Here is a 26,225-nt window from a genome sequence, read left to right as displayed (position 1 = left end):
ACCGCCGGAGCAGTCGACGTCGTCGTCACCAACCCCGCCGGCTCCGACACCGCCACCGACGCCTTCACCTACGTCGCCGGCCCCGGCATCTGACCCGCCTTCGAGCGACGGCCCACTGCCCGCCATCCCAGTGGGCCGTCAGGCGCCCGCCCCCGCGGCCCGCAGGTCTCGGGGGCGGGCGCCGCCGGCCCCAGAACCCGTTCCTCAGAGGAGGGGACCGCCCGTGTCCGTCGATCTGCTTCCGCACCCGCGCGCCGCCGTGAGCGTCACGGTCCCCGCCGACCCGGTCGCCACCATCCCGGTGGGCGACGGCCCCATCCTCGTCGCTCTCGGCCGCGCCGGCCGCGTGGGTTACGTGCCGAACTTCGACTCGGGCACGGTCACCGTCCTGGACCCCGTCACCCGGACCGCCACCGCCACCGTCACCGTGGGTTCCGGCCCCTGGGGAGTCGCCGTCAACCCCACCGGGAACGAGGCGTACGTGGGCAACTTCGACTCCGGGACGATCAGCGTGATCGACGTCGTGACGAACACCGTCACCGCGACGATCGAAGGCATCTCCGCACCCGTGGGCATCGCCTTCTCCCTGGACGGCGCCCACGCCTACGTGGTCAGCCAGGACACCGACAGCCTCGTCGTGCTGGACACCGCGACGCGCGCCGTCCTGACGAGCGTGGCGGTGGGCAGCACCCCGTACAAGGTCGTGATCTCCCCGGACGCCGCTCCCTACGTCTACGTCAGTGACTTCGGCAGCGGCACCGTCACGGTCGTCGACATCGAGGCGTACACGGTCGCGGCCACGATCAGCGGCTTCGTCAATCCGCGCGGTCTCGCCGTCAGCGTCGACGGGCAGCGGCTGTACGTCGCCGACCAGAGCAGTGGCACGGTCAGTGTGGTGGACACCACCACGTTCACCGTCGCCACCACCATCGGCGGCTTCGCCGCCCCCGTCGCGATCGCCATGGGCCCCCGCGGAGCGCTGGCCTACGTCACCGAGAGCGGCTCCGGCTCGGTCGCGGCGATCAACCTGGCCACCAACGTGCGCGTCGCCACCGTCACCGGGCTGAGCGCACCGAGGGGGATCGCCGTCACCCGCGACAGCCGCCACCTCTACGTGGTCGACAACGGCGCCGACACGGTCGTCGTCCTGAACATCCCGGTGGCCGTCTCACCCGACCAGGGCCACACCGGGGGCGGCACCCTGGTCATCCTCAGCGGAAGCGGCTTCCTGCACGCCACCGACGTCCGGTTCGGAAGCCGCCCGGCGGATTCGTTCACGGTCGTGGACGACTTCACCATCACCGCCGTCAGCCCCGCCGGCACCGGCGTCGTCCCGGTCAGCGTCATCGTCGCCGGCGCCACCCACCCCCTCGGTACCTTCTTCTACCTCGACATCCCGCGCGTCCGCGCCGTGTCGCCACCCAGCGGGCCCAACACCGGCGGCAACACGGTCACCGTCACCGGCATCGGCCTGTACACCACCCAGGAAGTACGCCTCGGGACCACCAGCGTGTACCCGACCGTCGTGTCCGACGCCCGACTCGTCTTCACCGCGCCGCCCGCGCCGCCCGCCCCGCCCGGACCCAGCATCCGGGTGCCGGTCGTGGTCACCACCCTGGGCGGCGTCGGCGGCGGCCCCACCTACACCTACCTCGACCCGCCCACGACCACGACCCTCAGTTCCTCCGCCGAACTGCCGGTCGTCGGGGAGCGGTTCACCATCACCGCCGCCGTCGCGCCCGTCGCCCCCGCCACGGGCACGCCGACCGGCACGGTCTGGTTCGACTTCGGCGACGGCAGCGTCCCCGTCACCGCCGTGGTGGTGGACGGGCTGGCGACGGCGACGCACGCCTACTCCACCACCGGCGACAGCCCGTACACCGTCACCGCCGCGTACAGCGGGGACGACGACTTCGCGCCGTCGTCGGACACCGCCGAGCAGACCGTGGTGCGGTCGCCCACCTCGACGGCCGTCCTGTCCTCGCCGGAGCCCTCCTCCCCCGACGGGGAGGCGACCGTCACCGCGCGGGTCATCGTGGCCGCCCCCGGCGCCGGGCAGCCCACGGGCTCGGTGACCGTCGACTTCGGCGACGGCTCACCGACCGTCGTGGAGCCCCTCGTCAACGGGCTGGCCACGGTCGTCCACACCTACCCGGCCACCGACGCCGACTACACGATCTCCGCCGCCTACAGCGGGGACACCGACTTCGAGCCGTCGGGCGACGTCAGCACCCACCGGGTGCGATCGACGATCCAGGTCACGACCACGACCGTGACCTCCGCACCGGATCCGTCGACGACCTGGCAGCAGGTGTCGTTCACCGCCACCGTCACCGCCGGGACGGGCACGCCGACCGGCACCGTCCTCTTCGACTTCGGCGACGGCACACCGCCGACGACGGCGACCCTGTCGCAGGGGGCCGCCGTCGCCACCCATGTCTACACCTCCGGATCCGGCAGCCCCTACCCGATCCTCGCCACCTACGCGGGCGACGGCGCCACGTTCAGCTCCTCGGTGGGACACGACTTCCAGACGGTGAACCCGTCCTCCACCTCCACCACGCTCAGTTCGTCACCCGATCCGTCCGTGACGGGCGAGCCGGTCACCTTCACCGCGACCGTCACGGCGGACGCCCCGGGGGCCGACGTGCCGACCGGCACGGTGGTCTTCGACTTCGGCGACGGCACGCCACCGGTCGCCGCACGCGTCATCGACGGCACCGCCCAGATCGCCCACACCTACACGGCCGCCGGGTCCTACTCGGTCACCGCCGTCTATGACGACGACGACGACTTCACCGGCTCCTCCACGACGGCCACCCACACCGTGGGCCAGGCCCCGACGAGCGTCGAGCTGACAGCCGTGCCGGCTCCGTCCCTGGTGGGGGAGGCGGTCACCTACACCGCCGTCGTCGCGCCCCTCGCGGCCGTCGCGCCCTTCGCCCCCGGGGCGGGCGCCCCGACCGGCACGGTGACCCTCGACTTCGGCGACGGCACCACACCCGTCACCCTGCCGCTCACCGATGGCGCCGCCGCCACCTCACACGTCTTCACGAGCGCCACCGGCAGCCCGTACCCGGTCACCCTCACCTACAGCGGCGACGCGGACTTCGCCGGCTCCACCGCGACCGAGGACCACAGGGTGCGCCGGGCACAGACCCTCACCACCGTGACCACGGCGCCGACCCCGTCGGTGGTCGGCGCGACCGTCACCGTCACCGTGACGGTCGGCCCCGTCGGGCCCGTCGCGCCCGAGACCGGCCCTCCCACCGGCACGGTCAGCCTCGACTTCGGCGACGGCACCCTCCCCGTGACCGCCGCCCTGACCGACGGCACCGCCACCGTCACCCACGCCTACACCGCCAGGGCCGGCGGCCTGTACACCACGACCGCCACCTACAGCGGAGACGTGGACTTCGTCTTCTCCACCGGCACCGACCTCCACACCGTGGACCGGGCGCTCACCACCACGACGGTGAGTGCGTCACCGGACCCCTCGGTGGTGGGTCAGCCGGTGACGTTCACCGCGACCGTGGCGCCGGTCGCGCCGGGGGCGGGCACGCCGACCGGCACGGTCACCTTCTTCCTGGGGGACGGCTCCACTCCGGTCACCGCCACCTTGACCAACGGCACCGCCACGGTCACCCGGGCCTACACCGACCGGAGGGAGGGGCCGGACACGGTCACCGCCACGTACAGCGGCGACTCCGACTTCGCGGGCTCGAGCGGCTCCACGCTGCACTCGCTGAACCGGACCTCGACCACGACCACGGTGAGTTCGTCGCCGGACCCGTCGGTGGTGGGTCAGCCGGTGACGTTCACCGCGACCGTGGCGCCGGTCGCGCCGGGGGCGGGTACGCCCACCGGCACGGTCAGCTTCGACTTCGGCGACGGCACGAACCCGGTGACCGTCACCCTCGTCGACGGTGGCGCCGCCATCACCCGCCCCTACACCGCCAGGACCGCAAGCCCGTACACCGTCACCGCCACCTACGGCGGAAACATTTCCTTCGCGGGCTCCAGCGGCACGGACACCCACACCGTGAACCGGGCGTCGACGACGACGGCGGTGAGTTCGTCGCCCGATCCGTCGGTGGTGGGTCAGCCGGTGACGTTCACCGCGACCGTGGCGCCGGTCGCGCCGGGCACGGGTACGCCGAGCGGCACGGTCAGCTTCGACTTCGGGGACGGCACGTCGCCCGTCACCGCGACGCTGACCAACGGCGTCGCGACGGTCACCCGTGCCTACTCGGTGAGGACGGGCAGTCCCTACACGGTGACCGCCACCTACGGCGCGACCGTGAACTTCGCCGGTTCCAGCGGTACGGACACGCAGACGGTGGACCGGGTGTCGACGACGACGACGCTGAGTTCGTCGCCGGATCCGTCGGTGGTCGGCCAGCCGGTGACCTTCACCGCGACCGTCGCGCCGGTCGCCCCCGGGTCGGGCACACCGACCGGCACGGTCAGCTTCAACTTCGGCGACGGCACCTCACCCGTCACCGCCACCCTGACCAATGGCGTCGCGACCGTCACCCGCCCCTACACCGTCAGGGCAGGCGGCGTGTTCGCCGTGACCGCCGCCTACATCGGCAGCAACGGCTTCGCCGCCTCCAGCGGCAACGACACGCAGACCGTGAACCGGGCCCTGTCGACCACCAAGGTCGTCTCCTCGCCCGACCCGTCGGGCCCGGGGCAGAACGTGACCCTGACGGCGACCGTCACGGCGGTCCCGCCGGGAGCCGGCGTCCCGACCGGTACCGTCACCTTCACCATCGGCAACCGCTCTCCCGTCAGCGTCACCCTCGTCAACGGCACGGCCACCAACGTCCAGAACCCGTTGAGCGTCGGCACCCACCCCGTCACCGCCGTCTACGCCGGCAGCACGGAGTTCACGGGCTCCACCGGCACGGACACGCACACCGTCTCGAACTGACCCTGACGGCCCGCACGAACGGCCACCGGCGGGCACGTCCGCCGCCGGTGGCCGCCGCCTTCCTTCCGGGCGACAAAACGCCCCCGGAAGCGCACAGTTAAGGAAGGACTACAGCAGCGGAGGCCACCGTGATCGTCCTCGGCATCATTCTGCTCATCGTCGGCTTCGTCACCGGCGTATCCATTCTGTGGACCATCGGCATCATCCTCGCCGTGATCGGCCTGGTGCTGTGGGTCCTGGGCGCGGCCGGCCACGCGGTCGGCGGCCGTCGGCATTATTGGTGAGGACCGCGGTAAGGGAACCGTGGTCGGGGCGAGCAGCCTGCGTACGTCGTCTGCGCGCCCGGCAGGGCCGCGGCGGCGTGGACGGGGGTCGCGGGGAGGTGGTCGGTGTGGCGTCCGACGACGGCTGCGACACGCTCTTCGGCCTCGACGCGCTCGACCCGGAGCCCGCAGGGCCGGGCACCGGCCGACCGGAGGGACCGGAACCGGCCGCAGCCCGGCAGTCTCCCTTCCGTGACTCCGCCGCCGCGCGACGCCTGCTGTCCGTCCGGGAGATCTACGCCGAACCCGCCGCAGCCGCCTCCCGGCGCGGCCGGCAGATCCTCGCCCGCTTCCCCGCCGCGCGGGTCGTCGAGGTGGACTCCCACTGGCGCATCCCCGGGCTGCACGGCAACGAGGGCAACGTCGAGCGCTGGGTGAGGGTGAAGGGCGAGACGCTGGTGCTCGGCGAACGCAAGTCGCTGAGCACGCGCCCCAACGGCAGGTCCGCGGACTGGATCGCCCCGGGAGCCTCCAACGGCTGCGCGATGGCCTGCGCCTACTGCTATGTGCCGCGCCGCAAGGGGTACGCCAACCCCGTCACCGTGTTCACCGACATCGACCGGATCATCGCCCACATCGGCCGGCACATCGCCCGGCAGGGCCCGAAGCCCGAGCCGAACCAGTGCGACCCGACGGCATGGGTGTACGACGTCGGCGAGAACGGCGACTGCTCGGTGGACGCCCTGATCAGCGACAACACCGCGGATCTCGTGCACGCCTTCCGTCTGTGGCCGACGGCCAAGGCGTCCTTCGCGACGAAGTTCGTCAATCCCGACCTGCTCACGCTGGACCCCCGCGGCCGCACCCGTGTCCGGTTCTCGGTGATGCCCCCGCAGGACGCCCGGCTGCTGGACCTGCGCACCTCGCCGGTCGCCGACCGGATCGCCGCCGCCGCGGACTTCCTGGACGCCGGGTACGAGGTCCACTTCAACCTCTCTCCCGTCGTCGTCCGCCCCGGCTGGGAACAGTCCTGGACGGAACTGCTCGAACACCTCGACGACGTCCTGCCGGACCGGGTGAAGCGGCAGGCCGCCGCCGAGGTGATCATGCTGACCCACAACCGCGACCTGCACGAGGTCAACCTCGGCTGGCACCCCCGTGCCGAGGACGTCCTGTGGCGCCCGGACCTCCAGGAGACGAAGCGTTCCGAGAACGGCGCCCTGAACGTCCGCTACGAGGCCCGCGCCAAGGCCCGCGCCGTCGCCCGGCTCCGCGAACTGATCACCGCCCGCTCCCCGTGGCTCCGAGTCCGCTACGCCTTCTGAGACGCCGACGCGTGCACGAGGCTCACAGACCGGTGACCTTGGCGCTCGCCGACACCTCGTAGACCAGGGTGACCGTGCGGTGGCCGTCGGGCGGGAGGGGGACGTCCCAGCGGACGATTCCGTCCGCGTCGACCTCGGCGGGCGGGGGCGAACACGCCTCCTCGCGCAGGCGGACCTCGACCGCCGAGACCTCGGAGACGGGGATGCGTTCGCGCAGGGTCACCGTCCGCTCGTCCCGCTCCCCGGGAGCCGAGAACCGGGACAGGTGCAGCCGGACCGTGTGGGTGGTCACCGTCCGCTGGGTGAGGCCGGCGGTGGCATGGGACTCCTCGGCGTGCCGGACCACCCGATGGTCGTCGCGGCTGCCGAAGGCCAGCTCCACGGGGGCGCCGGGCGCGGCGAAGTCCAGCGCGCCGCGGCCGCCGAACCCGCTGTCCCGGACCAGGTCCACCGGCCCGGCGAGCAGCGCGTGCCCGGACAGGTTGTCGAACCGGGCCGTCCGGGTGACCAGCGGGGACAACTCGGCCGTGCACACGTACTCGCTCCTCGCGGTCGTGCTGAAGGAGGAGAGCGGCAGTCGGTGGGCGCGGCCGTCGGCCGGCACGGAGACCGGCGAGGGGGCGTGCAGCACCCGGGCCTCCCCGCCGTCGGCCAGGCCGGGCAGGCCGAGCACCGGGGCCGGACCGAGGTCCCCGATCTCCTCCTCCCGCAGTTCGACGTCGACCGTGCGGCGCTCGGCGGCGGTGCGGTCCTTCAGGGTCAGCCGGTCCTCGCGCAAGCTCGGCGGCTCTGAGGCCAGCGCCGAGCGGGCCGTCGACAGCGTCAGCCGTACGTCCGACCAGTCCTCGCCGGTGCGCTGCCAGACCATGGCGTCGGTCTCCAGCGTCAGCCGGTCCCCGTCGAGCACGGCCCGGTAGGCGGGCCGCCACACCGCACACGAGGTGAGATGGCTCAGTCGCAGCTCCGCAGGTCCGGCCACCGCGCTCTGAACGGTCAGCTCGACATGCCCGACCAGCTCGGCGGGCTCCTCCTCCGCGAGGTCCATCGCCGTCCGCATGTCGGAGAGTTCGACGTCGAGAGCGGCCAGTCGGGTCTCGGCGGCGCGCAGTCGCTCCTCGTGCGTGTCGCGCTCGGCGTCCACCCGGTCGAGTTCGCGTGCCCAGCGGGCCCCGTCGGTCTCCCCGAGACCGGCGCCTTCGCCGATCTCCCTCAGCAGATCGGCGGCGAGGCGGCCCAGCAGGTCCAGCCGGGACCGGAGCCGGTCGCGGCGCTGCCGGAGGGCGACCTGCTCCTCTTCGAGGGCGTGCGCACGCCGCCGGAGGGCGGAGTCGTCGTCGGCGGACCCGGGCCCGCGCGGGGTCCAGGCGCGGACGATCCGCGCGTCGAGCACGCTCGCGGGGTGGCCGGCGGTCAGCTCGGCGTGCAGGGTGCGGTCGACGGCCAGCGCGCTGACCGGCCCGAGCCGCAGCCGCCGGACTCCGGCCTGAAGGTCGAGCACGACGGTGCGCTCGACGTGGGCGCGGTCCTCCAGGCAGGTGACGGCGGTGACGGGGAGGGCGATCGGCTTCGGTGCCGTGGACATCGTGGTGTCAGCTCCTGCGGTTGCCGCCGACCAGGGCCTTGCCGGCCGGGATGCGGATCTCGTAGCCGCCGTCGAGGGCGGTGGCGCCGCCGGCGGGCAGCGTCACCCGCCACACGCGGGTGCCCGGGGCGTGGCGGTCGGGCCCCGTGCCGTCGTCGGGCGTCGTCCAGTCCGCGCGCTCCTCGATCCGCACATCGGAGTCCGAGGAGACCGGGACCGGTTCGCGGACCTCGACGGTGACGGGCCGCGCCAGCCGGTTGGCCAGCTCCACGTGGACCCGGTGGTCCAGCACGGTGACGTTGTTGCGCAGACCGGACGTCGACTCGTTCAGCGTCGTACGGCGCGTGACACGGACCCCCTCGGCCGGACCGAGTCCGACCCGGCGCACCCCGCCCGGTGCGAGCGTGGGCAGCGCGGCGGTCAGCAGGAACTCGTCGTCGACGGTGACCTCCACCGGGCCGGCGAGCAGCGCCTGACCGGTGGCGTTGGACAGCACCAGCGTCGCGTACACGGTCGGCTCGACGGACGGCACGCAGAGGTGTTCGGTGCGCAGGCCGACGGGGATCTCGCCGACGGTGACGGTGTGCCAGACGCCGTCGGAGGGGATGTCGGCGCGGGCGGCGGCGTCGAAGCGGTGGTCGAAGGACCCCGCCGACTCGCGGGGCCGCACGGCGTGTCCGGGCAGCGGCAGCGCGGCCACCGCCTCGGCGCGGCGGCGGTATTCGGTCGCCACCGGGTCGAAGGGGGCGTCCGGGAACAGCCGGCCCCTGCGGTCGGCCTGGTCGTCGGGGCCGCTGAGGACGAGACCGGCGTAGTCCAGCTCCGCGCTGCTCGGCCGCGGCGGACCGGCCGTCGGCTGCTGCGGCGGCGCGAACTGCCCGGGAGTGGCGGGCGCCTTGCCCGCGAAAGCGGAGGCGGGCGTGCCGCCGACCGGAGGCCGGCCGGCCGTCCGCGCCCTGCCGGGACGGGCGGGGGCGGACCTCTCGACCTCCCCGAAGGCGGCCGAAGGCGCCCCCATGAGGCCGGCGGAACCGGGCGGCGCGGGCATCACAGGGGGCGGCCCGCCGTAGACGGCCGGCGCGGCGGGAGCCGGTGGCGGCACGGGCGGCGGGGCGAAGAGCTGCGGCTCGGCGAAGTCGGCGTCCCCGCCTCCGGGGCCCGTGCCCCCGACGGCGAGGGCCACCGGCGCGTTACGCGCGACGGGCCCGGGACCGGCCGCGTCGTACCCGGTGAACAGGTCGGCGAGCCCGGCCGGCGGCTCGCGCCAGCCGGAAGGCGCGGGAGCCGGCTGACGGCGTCCGATGCGGATCGAGCGCAGCCTCGGCAGATCGGTGCGCCGCCGCAGGTCGGCCGTGGACAGGGAGACCAGGACACCCGTCCAGTCCTCCCCGGTGCGCTGGGCGACCGAGGCGCGCAGCACCAGACGGCCGCTGTCCTCGCCCTGGCGGTGGGTGAGTCGGTAGGCCGGCGCCCAGACGGCTCCCGGCACGCCGTACTCCACCTCCACGTCCACTTCGGCGTCGTCGCCGGTGCCGTCGAGGGTCAGGACGGCGCAGACCGTGGACGCGACGTGCGCCGACGGGGCGTCGGTGGAGGCGCGGGCGAGCCGGTCCACGGCGACGGAGAGCTCGTGCTCGGCGCGCTCCAGCGCCTCCTCGAACTCGACGAGACCGGCGTGCAGCCCCGTGAGCCGCTGCTCGACGAAGTCGCCGAGTTCCAGCCAGGCGTCGACCGGAGTGCGGCGGTGCGGATCGTCGCGTTTGCGGGGCGGCGCCACCGGGTGCAGCGCCTGGACCTCCTCGACCCGGCGCAGCTGCCGGTCCCGGCGTCCCTGTGCCGCGGTGTACGCCTCGCGCAGCTGATCCACCTCGCGCCGCAGCAGGTCGCGTGCGTCGGCGTCCGCCGGCTCGGCGTCGATCTCGACCCGGGCCTCGACGACCCGCGCCCCCGAGCCGCCGAGGACGGCGGCGCGCAGCGAGCCGGGGTCCAGCGACCGGGGCAGCCCCGTCACCCGGACCCGCCCGTCCGCGGGCACGCCGCCGCGGGCCAGCCGCCGGCAGAGCGCGCCCTGCGCGTACACCACGACCGAATCGAGGGTGGACCCCCAACTCCGCGTCAGTTCAGCCCTCATGCCCAGCTCCCCGTACCGTCGGACTGCACCACACCCTACGCCCGCCGGCACGAGGACACTCGCGCGGCGGGCGGGCCGGGGCCGGGGAAGTGTCAGCCGTTGAGCGGGGCGACGGTCACCTTGTCGATGTCGGGTGTGTAGGCGGCGGGGTTGCCGAAGGAGACGGTGTTGGTTCCGGCCCTGAGCGTGACCGGGACGGGGAGCTCCCAGAAGTTGGACCAGCTGTAGGAGTTGCGGAACATGACCTTCTGTGCGGCGCCGTTGACGGTGATGTCGGCCGCCCGGGAGACGACGTTGGTGTTGTAGTTGCCGGATCCGGCGAGCTCGTTGTTGGTGTAGCGCACGTTCATCACGTACCGCCCGTCCTTGGGCGCGTTCACCTGGAAGGTGAGGGTGTTCCCGGCGCCCTTGCCCACGTGTCCGACGAACTTCCCGCCGGACGCCCAGGAGTCGGCGGCGACAGCGGCGGCGCCGGCGAGCGAGGCGGCCTCGGCCTCGTACGTCGTCACGCCCGCGGTGTCGGCGGCGCCGGTGACGCGCAGGTCGCGCAGACCGACGCTGCCCCTGCCCGGGACGGCGGCGGTGATGCGGTTGTTGCCCGCCGACAGGTACAGCCGCACGGTGTGGTCCGTGACGCGGCCCTGGGTGGCGGGGAGGGTGACGGCGGTGGCGCCGTCCAGGCTCAGGGTGCCGTCGCCGGTGGAGGCGTAGTCGGCGTGCACGGTGTAGTAGCCGTCGGCCGGCGCGTAGACGTCGAAGGCCGCCCCGTCGTGGGCGTCCAGGATCAGGGCGCCGGCGCCGCTGACGCCCGCCGCGGCGTAGTCGTACGACGGGGAGCCGCTGATGTCGGCGTAGGCCGCCGGGTAGACGGCGTCCGGGGCGGTGGACGCGGTGACCTCGATCTTGTCGAGGGTGACCTCGTTGACGTCCTTGGCCAGGGCCAGGGTGTGCCGGCCGGCCGTCAGGGAGACGGGCACGCTCGCCGTGGCGCGGTAGGTCCAGTTCAGGGTGGACCCGTAGGTGAGGGGGCGGGGCGAGCCGCCGTCGACGGTGAGGGTCTGGGTGGCGGGCCCGCCGGACTGGTTGCCGTAGAAGACCTTCAGGTCGTAACGGCCGGTCTTGGGGACGTCGACGGTGAAGGCGACCTTGCTGGTCGGCTGGTTCAGGCTGCCGACGTCCTTGGTGCCCGAGGTGGCGAACCCGTAGGGGTTGGACAGCGAGCCCTGGGAGTACACCGTGCCGCCGGTGATCGCGGCGCTCTCCGCCTCGTACGACGCCGACCAGGGCAGGCTCGCCGCGGCGGGGGCCGTGCTGCCGGCGGGGTTGACGGTGACGCGGTAGGCCGACATGGCGTCCAGGCCGGTCAGCGGCACGGTGACAGTGCCGTTCGCGGCGACGGCGGCGGTGGTGCGGGACACCACGCCCGGCGCGGCGGCGGCCCCCTCGTAGCCGCTCCAGCCGGTGCGCTCCACGGTGACGTTCACCTTCGTCCCGAAGCTCTTGGGGACGTTGCGGATCACCGTGTCCACGGTGCCGGACGCGCCGCCCAGCAGCACCTGGGCCTGCCTGCGCCCGGAGTCGAGGGACGCGATGCCCTGGACGGTGTCGACGACGTTGCGCTGCGGCGGGGTCAGCTCGACCGTGTTCCCGGTCAGCCCCGCGTACCAACGCAGCAGCCACCAGGTGCCGTTGGGGATGTTGGTCTGCGCGGCGTTGTCGTTGAGGTTCCCGGCGATGTTCCAGTACGCCTGGTCGGCGTAGACCTTGTTCCGCTCGAACATGGACATCCACTGGATCATCTGTCCCGGCACGGACTGATCGCGCCGGTTTCCGTACTCGTTGATGCTGACCGGCAGTTCGGCGATGCCGGCCTTCTTCTCGATCGCCCGGTACGCGGCGAGGTGGGCCTCGAAGTCGGAGAGGGAGCCGGGACCCAGTTCATGCCAGGTCGTGACGTCGGGGAGCACACCGTCGGCCTTCGCCCACGGGTAGAAGTCACCCATGAACCTGCCGTCCCACCGGGTCTCGTTGGGCCCGGCGATCCGGGCGTCGGGGATGATCGAGCGGATCTTCTCGTAGACGGTGGTCCAGTCGCTCCTGAAGTCGTTCAGTGCCTTGCTGTAGACGGCGTTGTCGGAACTGCCCAGTCCCTGGTACCAGATGCCGTCGGGCTCGTTGAACGGCACCCACACGAAATCACCGGCGTCCGGGCGCGCGGCGACCTTGCGGACCATGGTGTCGACCTTGGCCAGGTAGTCGTCCAGACCGAGGTCCTCGTACGGCCACTGGGCGTACACGTCCTGCATGTAGATGTGGACCTCGCCGCCGCCGTTGCGGTCGTAGCCCGCCTTGACGGCCAGGGCGTCGCCGTTGGGGTGCTGGGCGCCGTCGGGCGCCTTCTGCACGACGGTGGTCAGGTGCAGCGGGGCGACCAGTTCGTCGCCCGGGACGCCGTCGTCGCTGAGGCCGTACAGCGTGCCGTTGGCCCCGTGCATCACCGCTCCGGTGCTCCGGGCCAGGTCGACGGTGACCTGCGGGGTGGCCGCCTGAGCGGCCGGGACGGTCACGGCCGTGCCGATCAGCACGGCGGTGAAGGCCACCGCGCCCATCAGACGCCGGGTCTTGCGTGAAACGTGCTCGGTTCGAGGCATGCATGTCCTCCGCCTCCCGCGTCGCTGCGGGAGGATCGTGGGTGGAACCGGGGGCCTGGGCCGGGGAGTGCGGGGACCTACTTGACGGCTCCGCTGGTGATGCCGGCGACGATGCGCCGCTGGGCGACGACGAACACCGCCACCATGGGCAGGCTCATCATCACGACGTACGCGAAGATGAGATGCCAGTTGTTCAAGTACATCTGCGCGCTGGCCACTTGGTAGAGGTTGAGCGGGAGCGTGGCCCTCTCCCCACCGCCCAGCACGAAGAACGCGTAGAAGACGTCGCTCCAGGCGAACAGCATCACCATGATCGTCGCGGTGGCCACGACCGGGCGGAGCAGGGGCAGGACCACCTGGAAGAAGACCCGGGCCGGGCCCGCGCCGTCCATGCGCGCGGCCTCCTCCAGCTCCAGCGGGAGATGCCGGATGAAGCCGGTCATGAAGAAGATCGACGTCGACAGGTACATCCCGCTGTAGACCGCGATCATTCCCAACTGTGTTCCAGCCAGGCCCAGTTGACGCAACTCCATGACGATGGTGATGACCGCCGGCGGCAGCAGCAGCCCGCTGATGCTCAGCGCGTACAGCGTGCCGGCCAGCCGTCCGGTGCGGCGGGCGAAGACCCACGCGGCCCCCGCGCCCAGCAGCAGCACGAGCACGACGGAGGGGACGACGACCAGCAGGCTGTTGACGAAGCCCTGGACGACCTTGCCCTGGTCGAAGGTCTGCTGGTAGTTGTCGGCGGCCTGCACCCGGTGCGGCAGCGACAGGTTGGGCTTGATCGCCTCGGCCTGCGGCTTCACGGAGGTCACCGCGACCAGCCAGAGCGGGATGCCGATGGTGACGGCCGCGACGAACAGGACGGCCACGGGCTGCGCCCGGCGCAGCGGACGACGGCGCACCTGGGGGACGGCGGAGACGGTGGTCACTGGTTGTTCTCCCTGCGGCGCAGGCCGACGATCACGGGCACGGCGAGGACCACCACGACCAGGAAGAGCACCAGGCTCATCGCGGACGCCTGGGCGTACAGGCCCTGGCCGAAGATGCGGAACATGTAGATGTTGAAGACCTCGGTCTCGCTGCCGGGACCGCCCGCCGTGGTGGCCTGGACGATGTCGAAGGTGTTCATCGACCCGATCAGCGCGGTGGTGACGTTGAAGGTGACCGCGGGCGCCAGCAGCGGGAACCGGATCGACCAGAACGTGCGCCAGCCGCCGGCCCCGTCGATGCGGGCGGCCTCCAGGACGTCGCCCGGCATGCTCTTCAGGCCGGCCAGGTAGATCAGCATGGCCAGCCCCATCCACTTCCAGCCGTGGATGACCGTCACCACGACCAGCGTCCAGGTCGTCGAGCCCAGCCACGGGGTGTCCACGGGATGCCCGGCCAGCGACGACAGCACGCCGTTGAGCGCCCCGTCCTGGGCGAGCAGCGCCCGGAAGATGTAGCCGACGGCCAGCGCCGAGATCAGCACGGGCAGGAAGAAGACGGCGCGGAAGAAGCGGTTGAACCGGGTGTCCCGCTCCAGCAGCAGGGCCAGGCCCAGACCGAAGCCGTTCTGGAAGACGGCGACCAGGACCGCGTACTCCACGGTGATGCGGATGTCACGGGCCATCGACCCGTCGCCGAGGATGGTCTCGAAGTTCGACAGTCCCACGAAGCCGATCTGCGGGTGGAACGCCGACCAGTCGGTGAACGGGTAGACGAAGTTCAGCAGGTTCGGCAGCAGGAAGAACACGCCGAGCACGGCGAGCGCCGGCATCGCGAACCACCACGGCTGGTCGTGCTTCCCGCGGCGGCGCTCACGCCGGTCGCGGCGGGGCGAGTCGTCCTGGTCCTTCGCGCGAGCGGCGCCGACGACGTCCCTGGTGGCGGTGTCCACCACTTGCTTACCTCCGGGTGCGGGCCCCGGGCGCGCTTTCTGCGGGCGGCCCGGGGGAGGGCTGGCGGAAGGGGCGTCGGTGTCAGAACCCGGAGACGCCGCGGGCCTTGAGGACCTGCTCGAACTGGTCCTGGGCGGCCTGGGCCACCTGCTGGGGGGTCTTCTTGCCGTAGATCATGTCGGCGAGGGCGAGGTGCATGTCGGGCGCGGTGAGCGCCTTGACCTGGAACACGCCGGTCGCGGTGGACAGCGCCTCGGCCTGGGCGATCGCGGTCTGCGGCAGACCCGCCGGGTTGGGCACCGCCGGCTGCACCGACACGAGCTTGCCGGTCTTGATGTAGTCCGGGTAGTCCTGGCCGAGCCAGAAGGACAGGAACTGGCGGGCGGCGTTCTGCCTCTTGGTGTCACCGGTCCTGAAGGCGACCACCCCGTTGGTCTGGTCGGGCGAGTACTCGGCGTTCGCCGCGCTGTTGGCGATGGGGAACCAGCCCAGCTTCGCGTCCATCTCCGCGGTGCTGGAGGCCGCCTGGATCTCCGACTGGAGCGAGGTGACGTTCAGCGCCATCGCGGCGCTGCCGTCCATGATCGCCTTGCCCTGGTCGACGAACGTGGCGGTCCTGTAGTTCTTCTGGGCCAGCCCGCCGTCGAGGATCTTCGTCTTGTACTTGGTGATGGCGTCCACGACGACCTTGTTCGTCCAGGACTCCTTGTTCTTGTTCAGGTCGTCCCAGAACGACTGCGGCAGATCGGTCAGTTGCGCCTGGACCTGCCACTGCAGCGGCCACTTGTCACCCCCGACCTCGAAGAACGGGGCGACGCCCGTCTTCGCCTTGATCTGCGCGGCGATGGCGAGCATGTCGTCGTAGCTCTTCGGCATCGCGGTGACGCCGGCCTTCTTGAAGACGTCCTTGTTGTAGTAGACGCCGAGGACGGCGGGGCTGGTGACGATGGCCGCGTAGCGGTGGCCGTCGACCTGCCCGAGGCTCTGCTCCGTCTTGCCGAGCTTGGAGACCCAGTCCTCCTTGTCGAGCTGGAGCAGGTTCTGCTGCGGCTGGACGAACGGCAGTGTGCTGCCCGTGGGCTGCCAGAACATCAGGTCCGGCTTGACGCCGGAGGCGAGCTTGGTCGGGACGTTCGACTCGTAGGGGTCGGGTATGACCTCGGTGGTGATCTGGGCGCCGGTGGCCTTCTCGAACGCCTCGATGGCCTGCTTGGGCTGCGAGACGCTGTTCTGCGCCGTCCACATGGTGAGCTTGACGCCCTTGAGGTTCGCGGTCGGGTCCACCGGGCCCTGCGGCGCGGCGTCCGCACCGGCGCCGGCGGTGCTGTCGCTGCAGGCGGTGGCGGTCAGTCCGAGCAGACAGGCGGTGACAAGGACGGAGACGGCTCTTCTCATGGCGGGATCCTTGCTGGTCAAGGTGAGGGTGGCGGGGCTGTGCGGGGAGGAGCGAGGAGCGAGAGGCGCGCGGCGTGGAGGGACGTGCGGTGAGCTGAGGGGTGGTGAGTGCGCGGCGGGACTGAAGGTTGGTGAGCTGCGGGGCGGTCGGGTCGGGCGATGAGTCGTGCGGCGGTGCCGGAGGAGTCACGGACGCGCCCCCGCGCCGCTGTCCCCCCCCCCAGGGCGTCCAGAGGGGCGCGGGCGCCCGCTCCGGCTACGCGCGGCGTCGGCCCGAGCTCTCCCTGACGATGAGGGACGGTTCGGCGAGCACCGGCGGGGTCCGCTCGGCGTCGGTGTCGAGCTGGGTGCGCAGCAGCCCGAAGGCGGTGCGGCCCAGCCCCTGGAAGTCCATACGGACCGTGGTGAGGGACGGGGTGAGGAACGCCGAGTGGGGGGCGTCGTCGAAGCCGATGACGCTCACGTCCTCCGGGACCCTGCGGCCCGCGTGGTGCAGGGCCCGCAGCACGCCCAGCGCCAGGTCGTCGTTGCCGCACAGGATCGCGGTGACGTCGGGGTCCTGGGCGAGTCTCCTCCCCGCCTCGTATCCGGACGGCGCGTCCCAGCCCTTCCCGGCCGGTTCGGGAGCGGTGACGCCGGCCGACTCCAGGGCCTGGCGCCAGCCCTCGGCGCGAGGGCCCGCCGAGCGTCGGGCGTTGGTGGAAGCGGGGATCGCCACATAGTGGACGGTCTCGTGCCCGAGCGCCAGGAGATGCTCGGTGGCGGTGCGGGCCGCCTCCCGGTCGTCGGCCCACACCGCGGGCCGGCCGGGTTTGTCCCCCGGGGCGGGGGCTTCCACCACCGCCGCGCAGGGCACATGCGCCGGCACCCGGGCCAGGGCGGCGGCGCCGAGGCGGTCGAAGCCGATGACCACCAGCCCGCCGCCGGCGTCGGCGGCCGAGGCGATCGTACGGTCCAGATCGTCCTCGGGCGTCAGCAGCCGCACACCGAGCGTGTAGCCCTCGGCGCGGGAGGCTTCCTCCAGGCCCTGCAGGGTGGTCGCGTAACCGTGCAGGAGGGTGTTGGACGTGAGCACCGTGACCGATCGGGTCACACCGCTGGCCAGCGCGAACGCGGTGGCGTTGCGCCTGAACCCCAGGGCGTCGATGGCTTCGCGCACCCGTCGGCGGGTCTCCTCCCGGACGTTCGGGTGGCCGTTGATGACCCTCGAAACCGTCTGGTGGGAGACGCCCGCGGCCTGGGCGACATCGCGGATACTGGCGGCCTTCTGCGGCCCCTGAGCGGGGTCGGAGCGGTCGGCCGACCTTGTGTGACCGGTCACAGACATGCGAGGATTGTGAGCGGTCACAACGAGGGCGTCAAGAGATCCGGTGACACCATGTTCACCGAAGGCCACATCCGCCCGAGCGGCCCACCCGCCCCCGCGGGGCGTGAATCCCCAGCTCAAGCACCGTCGGACCACCGCAGCACCGAACACCCCGAAGGGGAGGACGCGTTGACCGCTGTCGTCGAAACCGTCGAGACGTCCCGAGTCTGGTCGCACCAGGCACTCGGCCTGCACGCGCTCGTGGACGCCGCCGGGGCGGTGAGGCTGGGCGGGAGCGGTGCGCACTGGGCCCGTCTGGTCCCCCTCGTGGAGGTCACCGCCACCGACCACGGGCGCATGTGGTCGGGGGAACGCTTCATCGAGACGGCCGTCGGCGACCGCCTGGCCTACCGCGGGCACGAGACGGTCCACGACGGCGGCCTTGAGCGCACCACGATCCGGCTGTCGGACCCCGTGACCGCTCTGGCCGTCGACGTCACCCTGGAGACCTCGCCGGACGCCGCCGCCCTGCGCGCCCGTGTGCGCCTGGTCAACGAGGGCGGCGAGCCGCTGCGGCTGGAGAGCGTCTCCACCCTGACGCTCGGCGGTGTCGTCGACGCGACCGGCGGCCTGGACGGCCTCACCCTGCACTGGGCCGACAACGACTGGCTGGCGGAGTGCCGTTGGCGGCAGGCCCCCTTCCGCGAGCGGGTCGTCCCGCTCACCCGGTCCGCCCACGGACACGAGGGTCGCGGCTGCTTCGAGCGGTACTCGCAGGGAAGCTGGTCCACCGGCCGTCATCTGCCGCTGGCCGCCCTCACCGACGGGCAGGGCCACGCCTGGCTGTGGCAGATCGAGTCCAGCGCGGGCTGGCGCTTCGAGACCGGCGAACGCGAGGGCGCCGCCTACCTCGCCCTGTTCGGCCCCGACGACGCCCACCACCAGTGGCACCACACCCTGGCCCCCGGCGAGGACTTCCACACCGTCCCCGCCGTCCTGGTCCGGGCACGGACGGGCGGCCTGGACGCGGCCTTCGGCCACCTCACCGACCACCGCCGGGCCGTCCGCCGCGACCACCCCGACCACCGCGCGCTGCCGGTCGTCTACAACGACTACATGAACACCCTGATGGGCGACCCCACCACGGAACGGCTCCTGCCGCTCGTCGAGGCGGCCGGGCGGGCCGGCGCGGAGGTCTTCGTCATCGACGCCGGCTGGTACGACGACGACGCCCAGGGCTGGTGGGACGCCGTCGGCGCCTGGGAGCCCGCCCCCCGCCGCTTCCCCGGCGGCCTGCCGGAAGTCCTGGACGCCGTCGCACGCCACGGCATGACCCCTGGGCTCTGGCTCGAACCCGAAGTCGTCGGCGTCCGCAGCCCGTTGGCCCGCACCCTGCCCGACGAGGCGTTCTTCCGGCGCGGCGGCCGGCGCGTCACCGAGCACGGCCGGCACCACCTGGACCTGCGCCACCCGGCCGCCCGCGCCCACCTCGACCAGGTCGTGGACCGGCTGGCCGGCGAATGGGGCGTCGGCTACCTGAAGCTCGACTACAACATCAACATCGGACCGGGCACGGAGAACGACGGCGAGAGCCCCGGCGCCGGCCTGCTCGGACACCACCGTGCCCACCTGGACTGGATGGCCTCGCTCCTCGACCGGCACCCGCGTCTCGTCCTGGAGAACTGCGGCTCGGGCGGCCTGCGCATGGACTACGCGCAACTGGCCGTGGCCCAGCTGCAGTCCACCAGCGACCAGCAGGACCTCCTGCGCTACCCGCCCATCGCCGCGGCGGCCCCCACCGCCGTGACGCCCGAGCAGGCGGCCGTGTGGGCCTACCCCCAGCCGGAACACACCCTCGACGAGATCGCCTTCACCCTCACCGGCGCACTGCTCGGCCGCGTCCACCTCTCCGGTTTCCTCGACCGTATGAGCCAGGAGCAGTTCGCCCTGGTCCGCTCGGCGCTCGCCGTCTACAAGGAACTCCGGCCGCGGATCGCCGACGCCCGCCCCTTCTGGCCCCTCGGCCTGCCCGCCTGGGAGGACGAATGGATCGCCCAGGGCCTGCGGGGCCGGGACACCACCCACCTCACGGTCTGGAGACGCGGGCCCAGCGCCGCCCAGGCGTCGGGCCGGGACGACGAGCGCACGCTCACCCTCCCTCATCTGCGGGGCGCTCATCTGCGTCCGGCGGTGCTGTACCCCACGACCGCCGACGCCGTCGCACGATGGGACGCGGCCTCGGGGCAGCTCACCGTCTCCCTGCCCCGCGCGGACACCGCCGTGCTCCTCGAACTCAGGGCGGTCGACTCGCGGTGACCTCGGCGGCGGGTGCGTACCCCGGCCGGCTCGGCCCCGGTCCGGCCCCGGTCCCGCCCCGGTCCCGCCCCGGTCTCGCCCCCGCCGGTTCTCGTGCCCCGGTCCCGCGGCGCGGTCCCGCGGCCGGGCTCCTGCGTCCGACGGGAATGCGCGCCCGCCACCGGCGAGGTTCGGCGGGTGGGCGGGGGCGCTCGCTGATAGTGGCCCCATGCGCAGGCCTCCGGCACAGCGGCCACCGGACGAGCGGCGCCCGTGATCCGGGCCCGACCGTCCATGCTGACGCGCGTGGTGCTGGCGACGACCATCGGCACCGCGCTGGAGTGGTACGGCTTCATCCTGTTCAGCACCATGAGCGCCCTCGTGCTCAACCGGCTGTTCTTCCCGCCCGGCGACCCGGTCGCGGCGACCCTGGCGTCCTTCGCCACCTTCGCGGTCGGGTTCCTCGTCCGGCCGCTCGGCGCTCTGGTCATCGGCCACTACGGGGACCGACTGGGCCGCAGGAAGATGCTGGTGATCACCCTGGTCACCGTCGGCTCGGCCAGCACCCTGATGGGCGCGCTGCCGACGTACGGGACCGCGGGGGCGTGGGCGCCCGTGCTGCTGGTGGTGCTGCGGGCCGTCCAGGGGTTCGGGGCGGGAGCCGAGTACGCGGGCGCCTCCCTCACCCTCGCCGAGTTCGCGCCCCCCGAGCACCGTGGGCGCTACTCCGCGATCCCCCCGGCGGGCGCGGCGCTCGGCGCGCTGATCTCGGCAGGGGCCGTCGCCGCCGTGTCCACCCTCCCCGCCGACGACTTCCTCGCCTGGGGATGGCGCATCCCCTTCCTGGCCACGGTGCTGGTCACGGCGACCGGCTTCTACATCCGTGTGAGCGTGGCGGAGAGCCCGATGTTCGAGGCGGCCAAGCGGGAGCAGGGAGTCGCGCGGGCACCCGTCGTGGAGCTGGCCCGCAGCGCTCCGCGGACCCTGGTCGCCGGTGTGGTCAGCAGTGTGGGGCCGAACGTCGCCGCGTACATCCCGGTGGTGTTCGCCCTCGTGTACCTGACCGAGCAGCTCGGCGTCTCCCGCACGGACACCGTCGTCGGCGCGCTGGTCTACTTCGCGTGCAGCGCGGCGGCCATGCCGGTGGCCGGGGCACTGGCCGACGCGGTGGGCCGGCGGACCGTCCTCGCGGGGGCCATGGTCGCATCGGCCGTGTTCGCCTTCCCGTTCTTCTGGCTGCTCGGCACCCGGGACGTCGGGTACGTGTGGTTCGCGTTCGGCGTGAGCGGGCTGCTGCTGGGCGCACAGCTCGGCGCCCAGGCCGGATTCCTCGCCGAGCTGTTCCCGACCAGGACCCGGTTCAGCGGGGTGGCCCTCAGCCGGGAGCTCGCGGCCGCGGTGGCCGGCGGCACCGCACCGCTGGTCGCGGCGGCGCTGCTGGAGGCGGCCGGGGGAGCGCCCTGGCCGGTGGTCCTCTACATGAGCGCGCTGCTGTTGCTCAGCTCGGTGGCGGTGGCGCTGACGCGGGGATGACGGCGGACCGGCGGGGGTTCAGCCCTTGACCGCCGCGCTGGCCACCCCCTGCACGAACCACCGCTGGAAGAACACGAAGACGATCAGCACAGGCAGCACCAGCAGGACGCCGAAGGCGAGTACCTGGCCCCAGTCCACGGGCATCTGGCCCTGGAAGACGCTCATCTCCAGTGGCAGCGGACGCACCGAGGGGTCCGACACCATCAGGACCGGCCAGAGGAAGGAGCCCCACTGGGTGAGAAAGGTCAGGATCGCGACGGAGGCGAACACCGGTTTCGACATCGGGACGATGATCGCGAAGAACGTGCGCCAGGGCCCGGCCCCGTCGATGCGGGCGGCCTCCTCGATGCTGGGCGGGATCGAGCGGAAGAACGTGGCGAACTGGTAGACGGAGAAGGCGTTGGCGACGAACGGGACGGCTTGGACCCAGACGGTGTTGCGCTGCTCGTTCAGCAGGTAGAACAGCGGGACCGCCACCGCCTCGAACGGGACCAGCATCAGCAGCAGCACGAGCGTGAAGACGGCCTTCTGGCCACGCCACCGCAGCCGGCACAGGCCGTACGCGGCCATGGAGTTGACGATCAGCCCGCCGAGGACCACGACGGTGGACAGGAGCAGCGAGACGCCCATGAAGCGCCAGAAGTACCCGGTGGCTTCGGAGTCGAAGCTGTCCAGGACGGCGGTGTAGTTGTCGAAGGACAGGTGGGTGGGGAGGAAACCGGTCAGTCCGCCGAGCACCTCGTCGGACGGCTTGAAGCTGCCGAGGACCAGATAGAGGACAGGCAGGACGAAGACGAACGCGAGCACGCACAGGACGGCGTGGTCGAGGAAGCGGCGCAGGGGTGCGCGGGTCTGGGCCATGGGGGATCAGTCCTCGTTGCCGGTGCGGACGGCGCGGCGCTGGATGAGGGTCAGGACGACGACGATCAGGAAGAACACGACGGTGATCGCCGACGCCTGACCGATGTTGTTCTGGTCGAAGGCGGTGGTGACGGCCTGGTACATCACGGTGCGGGTGGCGTCCTCGTCGAGTCCGCCGCCCTTGACGAGGACGTACACCTGGTCGAAGACGCGGAAGGACAGCACCGAGGTGAGCAGGGCGACGAAGACGAGGGTGCCGCGGATGCCCGGCAGGGTGACGTGCCGGAACTGCTGCCACCGCGAGGCCCGGTCGATCCGGGCGGCCTCGTAGAGCTCGCCCGGGATCTGCTGAAGGCCGGCGAGCAGGATCACCATCTGGAAGCCCACGCCCTGCCAGACGGACAGCACGATGATCGAGGCCATCGCGGTGAGCCCGTCACCGAGCCAGTCGAAGGCGCCCCAGTTGCCGAAACTCACCGCGTGCAGCGTGGAGTTGAGCAGCCCGTCGCCGCTGCGGGCCAGGATCAGCCGCCAGACGACGGCGACCAGGGCCATGGGGAAGACCACCGGAAGGAAGAACAGGGACCGGTACAGGCCGATGGCCTTGAGCTTGCGGTTCAGCAGGATCGCCAGCGCCAGTGCCAGGCCGGTCTGAAGAGGCACCACGAGCACGGCGAAGGTCAGGTTGTTCAGCAGGGCCCGCAGGAACGGCCCGGACAGGTCGGGGTCGGTGAAGATGCGCCGGTACTGCTCCAGACCGAAGAAGCGGGGCGGCAGCGGGGAGCCGAGGCGCACGTTGTAGAAGGAGAGCACGACCGCGTAGACGAACGGCACGCCGACGAAGGCGATGAGGCCGCCGAGGGCGGGCGCGGACATCAGCAGCCCGTGCAGCCGGTCACGGTCGCGACGTTCGGCCCGCGCGGGCCCGGTCGGCGTCGAGGGCGGGGCCGGCTTCCGGCCGGCGGGCGCGGCGGGTGCGGGATTCACGGTGGTCACGTCAGAAGTCCTCTTCCGGGCCGGGAGGGCAGGCGTCGGCAGGGGCGCCCGCCGCTCCCGACTGCTGGGTGCGGCTACGGCAGCTTGTAACCGTCGTTGTCCGAGAAGTCCTGGTCGATGGCGCGAGCGGCCTTGGCCAGGGCGGTCTTCGGGTCCGCACCGCCGTAGACGTCGCTCAGCGCCTGGCTGAACTTGGCGGTGACGGTGGGGTATCCGGCGGTGACCGGGCGGGTCACGGCCACGCACGACGTGTCGATCCGGGAGTCGCCGCACGGCTCGGCGAGCTGGTCGGCGAAGAGCTGGAGCGGGCCGCCTCGCTGGTAGAGCGCGCTCTTGGCGAGCGCGGACTTCGTCCCGGGAGGGGCACCGTTCGCCGTGGTCATCGCCGCGACGTTGGCGTCGTTCAGCAGGGAGTCGAGAAACGCGCCGGCCGCCTTGGCGTTCTTGGTGTTCGCGCCGATGCCCCAGGCCCACGAACCCTGGCCGGTCTTGGGGCCGTTGCCGAAGTCGGGCATCGGCAGCACCACCAGGTCGTTCCCGATCGCCTTGCTGTAGGCCGGGTACATCCAGTGCCCGACCCAGCTCAGCGCTACACGGCCCTTGGCGAAGGCGTTCTGGTCGGTGTTGGGATCCGTGTACCGCTTCCACGACTGGAAGGTCTTCAGCGCCGCCGCCACGGCAGGGGCGTCCAGGGCGCCCTGCGCCTTGCCGTCCCTGAGCAGCGAGCCGCCGGCCGACCAGACGAGAGGGGCGAAGCCGTAGGTGCCCCACTCGTTGGCGAAGCCGCCGCTCTCCTGGAGGTCGAGGCTTTTGCCGTCCGGGTCCCCGGCGGCCAGCTTCTTGACGGCCGCGGTGAACTCCTCGGCGCTCCAGGCGTTCTTGACATCGGTGGGGTACTTGATCCCGGCCGCGTCCAGCAGCTTCTTGTTGCCGTAGACGCCGAGCCCGGAGTCGTACATGCCCAGGCCGTAGTGCTTGCCGCCGATCTCGCCCTCGGCCTTGATGGCGTCGGTGGCGTTGGCCATGGTCGTGCTGGAGACGTACGTGTCGATCGCGGCGAGTTTCCTGTTGTACACGAAGTTCGCCATGGTCGGGCCGTCGAACTCGAGCACGTCCGGCAGCTTGGAGGCGTCGGTGGCGGTGATGGTCTTGGTGTAGTCGGTGTCGGGGATCAGGGTCAGCTCGACCTTGATCTTGTCCTGGGAGGCGTTGAAGGACTTCACCGCGTTCTGCACGGCGGCCGCCTCACTCGCCTGGCCCTGATGGGCCCAGACGGTGATGGTCCCGGTGCCGCTGCCCTTCTCGGCCGAGGTCTCGGCGCCGCTGCCGCCCCCGCAGGCGGCCAGGGCCGCCAGGGGAAGGAGCAGGGCCATGGCCGCACCGGCGGTCCGACGGGATCTTGCGCTTGCGGCATTCACGGTGTGTGCCTCCGGGGTGAGGTTCGGGAGAGAGGGGTTGGGGTGGAGGTGCTCGGGGAGGACCTGCTGATGTTCCGGGGCGAACGGCCCTGTCCGCGACGTCCGTGTCACGCGGACCACCCCGGTGGCTGCTCGGCGCCGGCGCTCGGCTCCTTGACCGTGAGGGGGAGCAGCTCCCAGGCCTCGACCGCGAAGCCCAGTCGGGCGTCGTGCGCGCTGTGGGCCTGAAGCCGCCACGGGCCGTCGCCCGTCGGATAGAAGCGCAGGGTCAGCACCTGGCCGGTGGAGGTCACGAAGACTTCGGCGACGGAGCGGTCGACGACCACGCGCAACTCGACCGGCTCACCGGTGGGGCAGGGCATTCGATAGGAGCCGCCCCGGGCACGGCCGTCCAGCGAGGCGTGGTCGCGGTCGACGACGAGTTCGCCGGCGTCCGGGTCGAGACGGATGTCGAGGTACTCCGAGCCGTCCGGGGCGGTCAGCAGCCTCAGACCGGCTGCCCCGGCACAGTCCAGACGGGCCGTCAGGTCGAAGGAGCGTCCCACGCGACCGAGTTCGACCGGCTGTGCCCCCCATGCCGCTCCTTCGGCGTGGACGGTGTGCTCGCCGCGCAGGGCGAGCAGTTCGGCGGCCGGCCGCTGCCGCAGCGTGCCGTCAGCGTGTACGGAGATCTCGCGGGGCAGGGTCAGCACCCCGGCCCAGCCGTCCGCGGCCGCCCAGGTGTGCTCACGTGCCTCCCCTGACCAGCCCCACAACAGCCACCGCCCGTCGGGGGCGGGCAGCAGCGCCGGCGCGTAGCAGTCGGGGCCGTGGTCGACGAGGGCGGGCGGACCGGATTCGAAGCGAGCGCCAGGTCCGTCGCCGCGTTCCTCGCCGGTCAGGGCGGTGACGCAGCGCGGGCCGTCGTGCTCGTTCCATGCGCTGAACACGAGGGCGGCGGGCCGTCCGGGGACCGCCGGGAGGTACTGCGGGCACTCCCACCCCTCGCCGGTGTGCAGGCCGGCGCCACCGACCGGCTCCGGCCTGCGGGCGTCGAAGGGTCCGAGGTACGTCCATGTCTCCAGGTCGGGCGACTCGTACAGCAAGGCCGCGCCGCGGCCGTCGGCGAGAGCAGCGCCGACGAGCATCCGCCAGCGGTCGCCGTCCCGCCACACGTAAGGGTCGCGGTACATGGCGCAGCCGTCGGGGAGTTCGGGGATGAGGAGGTCACGGCGCGGGGTGAACGTCCGGCCGCCGTCGACGGAGACGGCGGTGGTGACCGGCTGGTGCTGGGGTGAGCGGTCCCACCGGTTCGCGGAGTAGAAGACGACCAGCCGGTCGCCGTCGGAGACGGCGTTGCCGGAGAAGCAGCCGTCGGCGTCCTCACCGTCGGGAGTGGGGGACAGGGCGAGGGGCAACTGCTCCCAGCTCAGCAGGTCGGGGCTGCGGAAGTGGCCCCAGTGGATGTCGGTGTGGGTGGTGCCGTTCGGGTTGTACTGGTGGAACACGTGGTAATGGCCGTCATGGAAGACCAGGCCGTTGGGGTCGTTGATCCAGTTCCGGGGCGGACGCAGATGCGCGACGGGCCGGAACGGATCGGGGGACGCGATGGACACACATGTGCCTTTCGGAACGCACGGAGCGAAAAACTCCGCCGGCAGGGCGGCAAAG

The 26,225-nt window shown here is 72.3% G+C and carries 16 protein-coding genes; 5 read left to right on the top strand and 11 right to left on the bottom strand.

Features of this window, described 5'->3' with window-relative positions; translation table 11 throughout:
• Positions 1 to 223: 223 nt before the first annotated feature.
• From ACIRS4_RS35155 to ACIRS4_RS35145, 3 genes are all read left to right on the top strand, one after another.
• Positions 224 to 4,936 (top strand): Ig-like domain repeat protein, encoded by a 4,713-nt coding sequence (locus ACIRS4_RS35155; RefSeq protein WP_404203822.1) that lies wholly within the window; start codon positions 224 to 226, stop codon positions 4,934 to 4,936.
• 128 nt (positions 4,937 to 5,064) lie between these two features.
• The gene (locus tag ACIRS4_RS35150; protein WP_358797212.1) at positions 5,065 to 5,220 is read left to right on the top strand and encodes a DUF6131 family protein; all 156 of its coding nucleotides are present in this window, start codon (positions 5,065 to 5,067) and stop codon (positions 5,218 to 5,220) included.
• A gap of 107 nt (positions 5,221 to 5,327) precedes the next feature.
• Positions 5,328 to 6,524 carry a spore photoproduct lyase family protein gene (locus ACIRS4_RS35145; protein ID WP_404203820.1) on the top strand — a complete coding sequence of 399 codons (1,197 nt, stop codon included), beginning with the start codon at positions 5,328 to 5,330 and terminating at the stop codon, positions 6,522 to 6,524.
• 22 nt (positions 6,525 to 6,546) lie between these two features.
• Here ACIRS4_RS35145 and ACIRS4_RS35140 read toward each other — a convergent pair whose 3' ends face one another.
• From ACIRS4_RS35140 to ACIRS4_RS35110, 7 genes are all read right to left on the bottom strand, one after another.
• On the bottom strand, positions 6,547 to 8,106 hold the full coding sequence (locus ACIRS4_RS35140) for a mucoidy inhibitor MuiA family protein (RefSeq protein ID WP_404203818.1): 1,560 nt from the start codon (positions 8,104 to 8,106) through the stop codon (positions 6,547 to 6,549).
• A gap of 7 nt (positions 8,107 to 8,113) precedes the next feature.
• On the bottom strand, positions 8,114 to 10,237 hold the full coding sequence (locus tag ACIRS4_RS35135; protein WP_404203816.1) for a DUF4139 domain-containing protein: 2,124 nt from the start codon (positions 10,235 to 10,237) through the stop codon (positions 8,114 to 8,116).
• 92 nt (positions 10,238 to 10,329) lie between these two features.
• Positions 10,330 to 12,888, bottom strand: a complete 2,559-nt coding sequence (locus ACIRS4_RS35130) for a CBM35 domain-containing protein (RefSeq protein WP_404203814.1) — start codon at positions 12,886 to 12,888, stop codon at positions 10,330 to 10,332.
• A 77-nt stretch (positions 12,889 to 12,965) separates the two neighbouring features.
• Complete coding sequence (locus ACIRS4_RS35125) at positions 12,966 to 13,820, bottom strand: carbohydrate ABC transporter permease (protein WP_404203812.1); 855 nt, start codon at positions 13,818 to 13,820, stop codon at positions 12,966 to 12,968.
• The gene (locus tag ACIRS4_RS35120) at positions 13,817 to 14,773 is read right to left on the bottom strand and encodes a carbohydrate ABC transporter permease (protein ID WP_404203810.1); all 957 of its coding nucleotides are present in this window, start codon (positions 14,771 to 14,773) and stop codon (positions 13,817 to 13,819) included. The genes ACIRS4_RS35125 and ACIRS4_RS35120 overlap by 4 nt, the downstream gene beginning before the upstream one ends.
• Before the next feature lie 79 nt (positions 14,774 to 14,852).
• Complete coding sequence (locus ACIRS4_RS35115) at positions 14,853 to 16,166, bottom strand: ABC transporter substrate-binding protein (RefSeq protein ID WP_404203808.1); 1,314 nt, start codon at positions 16,164 to 16,166, stop codon at positions 14,853 to 14,855.
• Positions 16,167 to 16,422: 256 nt separating this feature from the next.
• Positions 16,423 to 17,493 (bottom strand): substrate-binding domain-containing protein, encoded by a 1,071-nt coding sequence (locus ACIRS4_RS35110; protein WP_404203806.1) that lies wholly within the window; start codon positions 17,491 to 17,493, stop codon positions 16,423 to 16,425.
• A 168-nt stretch (positions 17,494 to 17,661) separates the two neighbouring features.
• Between ACIRS4_RS35110 and ACIRS4_RS35105 the strand changes: the two genes are divergently transcribed.
• A complete protein-coding gene (locus tag ACIRS4_RS35105) occupies positions 17,662 to 19,788 on the top strand; it encodes an alpha-galactosidase (protein ID WP_404203804.1) in 2,127 nt (708 codons plus the stop codon).
• A 252-nt stretch (positions 19,789 to 20,040) separates the two neighbouring features.
• Entirely contained in the window at positions 20,041 to 21,300 is a 1,260-nt protein-coding gene (locus ACIRS4_RS35100) for an MFS transporter (RefSeq protein ID WP_404203802.1), read from the top strand.
• A gap of 18 nt (positions 21,301 to 21,318) precedes the next feature.
• Here ACIRS4_RS35100 and ACIRS4_RS35095 read toward each other — a convergent pair whose 3' ends face one another.
• The 4 genes from ACIRS4_RS35095 to ACIRS4_RS35080 all read right to left on the bottom strand — a co-directional run bounded on the left by ACIRS4_RS35095 (position 21,319) and on the right by ACIRS4_RS35080 (position 26,170).
• Positions 21,319 to 22,161 (bottom strand): carbohydrate ABC transporter permease, encoded by an 843-nt coding sequence (locus ACIRS4_RS35095; RefSeq protein ID WP_404203800.1) that lies wholly within the window; start codon positions 22,159 to 22,161, stop codon positions 21,319 to 21,321.
• 6 nt (positions 22,162 to 22,167) lie between these two features.
• On the bottom strand, positions 22,168 to 23,157 hold the full coding sequence (locus tag ACIRS4_RS35090; protein ID WP_404203798.1) for a carbohydrate ABC transporter permease: 990 nt from the start codon (positions 23,155 to 23,157) through the stop codon (positions 22,168 to 22,170).
• Between the two features lie 74 nt (positions 23,158 to 23,231).
• Positions 23,232 to 24,530 (bottom strand): sugar ABC transporter substrate-binding protein, encoded by a 1,299-nt coding sequence (locus tag ACIRS4_RS35085; protein WP_404203796.1) that lies wholly within the window; start codon positions 24,528 to 24,530, stop codon positions 23,232 to 23,234.
• A gap of 152 nt (positions 24,531 to 24,682) precedes the next feature.
• Positions 24,683 to 26,170 (bottom strand): glycoside hydrolase family 32 protein, encoded by a 1,488-nt coding sequence (locus ACIRS4_RS35080; protein WP_404203794.1) that lies wholly within the window; start codon positions 26,168 to 26,170, stop codon positions 24,683 to 24,685.
• Positions 26,171 to 26,225: the final 55 nt, after the last annotated feature.

The organism is Streptomyces sp. NPDC101166 (assembly GCF_044768125.1).
GTDB lineage: Bacteria > Actinomycetota > Actinomycetes > Streptomycetales > Streptomycetaceae > Streptomyces.
This window is presented reverse-complemented; position numbering and strand designations above follow the sequence as displayed.